The organism is Ruegeria sp. CDSC079, from assembly GCF_059610505.1.
Window position 1 is genome coordinate 1 of record NZ_JBXWNT010000017.1, and the last position, 4,448, is coordinate 4,448.

General features: G+C 62.1%; 3 protein-coding genes. All 3 read left to right on the forward strand.

The features are described 5' to 3' along the window. Positions 1 to 1,095, forward strand: a 1,095-nt coding sequence (gene gcvT / locus AC2FIC_RS20270; protein WP_496693144.1) for a glycine cleavage system aminomethyltransferase GcvT, incomplete at its 5' end; no start/stop codon positions are given. Positions 1,096 to 1,113: 18 nt separating this feature from the next. Next, complete coding sequence (gene gcvH / locus AC2FIC_RS20275) at positions 1,114 to 1,479, forward strand: glycine cleavage system protein GcvH (RefSeq protein ID WP_142640419.1); 366 nt, start codon at positions 1,114 to 1,116, stop codon at positions 1,477 to 1,479. 113 nt (positions 1,480 to 1,592) lie between these two features. Next, complete coding sequence (gene gcvP, locus AC2FIC_RS20280) at positions 1,593 to 4,448, forward strand: aminomethyl-transferring glycine dehydrogenase (RefSeq protein WP_496693143.1); 2,856 nt, start codon at positions 1,593 to 1,595, stop codon at positions 4,446 to 4,448.

Consider the following 4,448-nt stretch of genomic DNA (forward strand, 5'->3'; position numbering starts at 1 on the left):
ATGACGGATATTAAGCGCACGCCTTTGCATGGTTTGCATGTTGAGTTGGGTGGGAAGTTGGTTGATTTTGCGGGCTGGGAGATGCCTGTTCAGTATCCCTTGGGGATTATGGGTGAGCATGCGCAGTGTCGTGAGAAGGCGGCGGTGTTTGATGTGTCTCATATGGGTCAGGTGATCCTGCGGGGTGAGGATGTTGGTGCCAAGCTTGAGGCTCTGTGCCCGCAGGCCTATGCGACACTGAAGCCTGGCAAGGCGCGGTATGGATTTTTCACCAATTCGGATGGCGGGATCATGGATGATCTGATCGTGTCGAATGCGGGGGATCACTTCTTTGTGGTGGTGAACGCGGCGCTGCGTCATCAGGATATTCCACATATGCGCGACAATCTGGACGGGGTTGAGGTGATCGAGATCTTTGACCGCGCGCTTGTTGCGGTGCAGGGACCGAAGGCCGAGGATGTGGTGGGTGCGCTTTGCCCTGCGGCGCGGGATCTGAAGTTCATGGAAACCGTTGTTGCCGACATCCTGGGGGCCGAATGCCGGATCTCGCGTCTGGGCTATACCGGCGAGGACGGGTACGAGATCTCGATCCCCGAGGACCGTGCGATAGAAATCACCAAGGCCTTCCTGGCGCATGAGGATTGCGAGGCGGCGGGCCTGGGCGCGCGCGACAGCCTGCGGCTGGAGGCGGGGCTGTGCCTGTATGGCAATGACATCGACCAGGGCACCTCGCCGATCGAGGCCAGCCTGGGTTGGGCGATCCAGAAACGCCGCAAGGAAGAGGGTGGGTTCCCGGGGGCCGATCGCATTCAAAAAGAACTGGCCGAGGGTCCCGCGCGCAAGCTGGTGGGCATCAAGCCGGAAGGCCGGGCACCGGCGCGTCAGGGCGTGGACATTCAGTGCGCGCAGGGCAATACAATCGGTCAGATCACCTCGGGCGGGTTTGGCCCGACGGTCGGTGGACCTGTGGCGATGGGCTATGTGGCGGCGGATCATGCCGAACCGGGCACGGCGGTGAATCTGATCATCCGGGGCAAGCCGCAACCGGCACAGATTGTGGCCACCCCCTTTGTCACCCAGAATTACAAGCGTTGAAGTCAGGAGAGAGACAACATGGCAACCTATTATTCCGAAGAGCACGAATGGCTGACCGTCGAGGGTGATACCGCGACGCTGGGCATCACCAAACACGCGGCTGAACAGCTGGGCGACGTGGTGTTCGTGGAACAGCAGGAAGCAGGCGACGAGTTCGAGAAGGGTGGCGAGATTGGCGTGATCGAATCCGTCAAGGCGGCGTCCGAGCTTTATGCGCCGGTTGATGGCGAGATCGTCGAGGTCAACGAGGCGCTGGCCGACAATCCGGGCGCGCTGAACGACGACCCCGAGGGCGAGGCCTGGATCTACAAGATCAAGATCACGGATGCGTCGCAGCTGGAAGATCTGATGGACGAAGCCGGCTACAAGGCCTTCATCGGGTAACTTCAATTCCGGGGCCCTGAAACCGGGCCCCGGGCTTCATCTTTTTCCAAATACTCCCGCCGGAGGCATCTGCCAGAGCGGCTGGGCGAGACATTCCTTGAGGAGCGCTACACATGGCCTTCAAACTCACCGATTACGAAGCCTATGACTTTGCCAACCGTCGCCATATCGGGCCCAGCCCGACCGAGATGCGCGACATGCTCAAGGTGATCGGCTTCACGACGCTGGATCAGCTGATTGACGCCACCGTCCCCCCTGCGATCCGACAGAAGGAAGCGCTGGACTGGGGTCCGGCGATGACCGAGCGCGATGCGCTGTTCCACATGAAAGAGGTGGCGAGCAAGAACAAGGTTCTGACCTCGCTGATTGGTCAGGGCTATTACGGCACCACCACGCCTGCGCCGATCCTGCGCAATATCCTGGAAAACCCGGCCTGGTACACGGCCTATACGCCTTATCAGCCCGAGATCAGCCAGGGCCGGCTTGAGGCGCTGCTGAACTTCCAGACCATGGTCAGCGATCTGACCGGGCTGGACGTGGCCAACGCCTCGCTGCTGGACGAAGCAACCGCTGCTGCCGAGGCGATGGCGATGGCCAAGCGCGGTGGCCGGTCCAAGGCCAATAACGCGGCTTTCTTCGTCGATAAAAACTGCCACCCGCAGACCATTGCGGTGATCAAAACCCGCGCCGAGCCTCTGGGCATCGACGTACAGGTGGCTGATCCGGATACGATGGACGCGGGCGCGGTGTTTGGCGCGATCTTCCAGTATCCCGGCACCCATGGCCATGTGCGCGACTTCACATCGGAAATCGCGGCGCTGCACGAACATAAAGCCATCGCCATCGTCGCCGCCGACATCCTGTCGCTGGCGCTGCTGAAATCCCCCGGTGAGATGGGCGCGGATATCGCTATCGGATCGACCCAGCGCTTTGGCGTGCCGATGGGCTATGGCGGGCCGCACGCGGCGTATATGGCGACCACCGACAAGCTGAAACGCTCGATGCCGGGCCGGATTATCGGCGTCAGCATCGACAGCCGGGGCAACAAGGCCTATCGCCTGGCGCTGCAGACCCGCGAGCAACACATTCGCCGAGAGAAAGCCAACTCGAATGTCTGCACCGCGCAGGCGCTGCTGGCGGTGATTGCCTCGATGTATGCCGTGTACCATGGCCCTGATGGCATCAAGGCCATCGCGCAATCGGTGCATCGCAAGACCTCGCGCCTGGCGGCTGGTCTGGAAGAGGCGGGCTTTGCCGTGGAACCGGAAGTGTTCTTTGACACCATCACGGTCGAGGTCGGCCATCTGCAGAATGTCGTGATGGAGGCCGCCGTGGCCCGCGGCGTCAACCTGCGCAAGGTCGGCGACAGCAAGGTCGGCATCAGCCTGGACGAACAGACCCGGCCCGAGACCATCGAGGCCGTCTGGGGTGCCTTCGGCATCGATCGGGCGGATGACAGCTCGAACAAGCTCTACCGCCTGCCGGAACATGCGCTGCGCGAAAGCGAGTATCTGACCCACGAGATCTTCCACAAGAACCGGGCCGAGGCCGAGATCACGCGCTATATGCGCCGTCTGGCCGACCGCGACCTGGCGTTGGACCGGGCGATGATCCCGCTGGGGTCGTGCACGATGAAGCTGAACGCCACGATCGAGATGATCCCGGTCACCTGGCCCGAGTTCGGCAATCTGCACCCGTTCTGCCCCGAAGATCAGGCACAGGGCTATCACGAGATGATTGCCGATCTGAACGACAAGCTGTGCCAGATCACCGGTTATGACGCGATCTCCCAGCAACCCAACTCGGGCGCGCAGGGGGAATATGCGGGGCTGCTGAGCATCCGCAATTACCATTTTGCGCGCGGCGAAGGGCACCGCAATGTCTGCCTGATCCCAACCTCGGCGCATGGCACCAACCCGGCCTCGGCGCAGATGGTGGGCTGGCAGGTGGTGCCGGTGCAGGCCGATGACAAGGGCAACATTGATCTGAACGATTTCCGCGCCAAGGCGGAAAAGCATTCCGATCATCTGGCCGCCTGCATGATCACCTACCCGTCGACCCATGGCGTGTTCGAGACCACCGTACAGGAGGTCTGCCAGATCACCCATGATCACGGCGGTCAGGTCTATATCGATGGCGCCAACATGAACGCCATGGTGGGCCTGTCGCGCCCCGGTGACATTGGCGGTGACGTCAGCCACCTGAACCTGCACAAGACCTTCTGCATCCCGCATGGCGGCGGCGGCCCCGGCATGGGTCCGATCGGCGTCAAGGCGCATCTGATCGAACACCTGCCCGGCCACCCGGAATACGGCAGTGCCGTGGGTCCGGTCTCGGCAGCGCCCTTCGGCTCACCGTCGATCCTGCCGGTGTCATGGGCTTATGTGTTGCTGATGGGCGGCGCTGGTCTGACCCAGGCCACCAAGGTGGCAATCCTGAACGCCAACTACATCGCCGCACGGTTGGCTGAGGCCTATCCGATCCTCTATACGTCCGAGACAGGCCGGGTGGCGCATGAGTGCATTCTGGACACAAGACCCCTGGACGAGGCGGCCCATGTCAGCGTCGACGACATCGCCAAACGTCTGGTCGATTCCGGCTTCCACGCGCCCACCATGAGCTGGCCGGTGGCCGGAACCCTGATGGTCGAGCCCACGGAATCGGAACCCAAGGATGAGCTGGACCGCTTCTGCGACGCCATGCTGTCGATCCGCTCGGAAGCGCAGGACATCATCGACGGCAAGATCGATGCCGAGAACAACCCGCTGAAAAACGCCCCACACACGGTGCGCGATCTGGTCGGCGACTGGGACCGGCCCTACAGCCGCGAACAGGCCTGCTTCCCCCCGGGCTCCATGGGCGTCGACAAATACTGGTCCCCCGTAAACCGCGTCGACAACGCATACGGCGACCGAAACCTCATCTGCACATGCCCTCCAATGGACGCTTACGAAGAAGCCGCAGAGTAA

Coding starts and splice junctions, on each gene's coding strand:
- gcvH (WP_142640419.1), top strand. CDS start 1,114: ATGGCAACCTATTATTCCGAAGAGCACGAATGGCTGACCGTCGAGGGT.
- gcvP (WP_496693143.1), top strand. CDS start 1,593: ATGGCCTTCAAACTCACCGATTACGAAGCCTATGACTTTGCCAACCGT.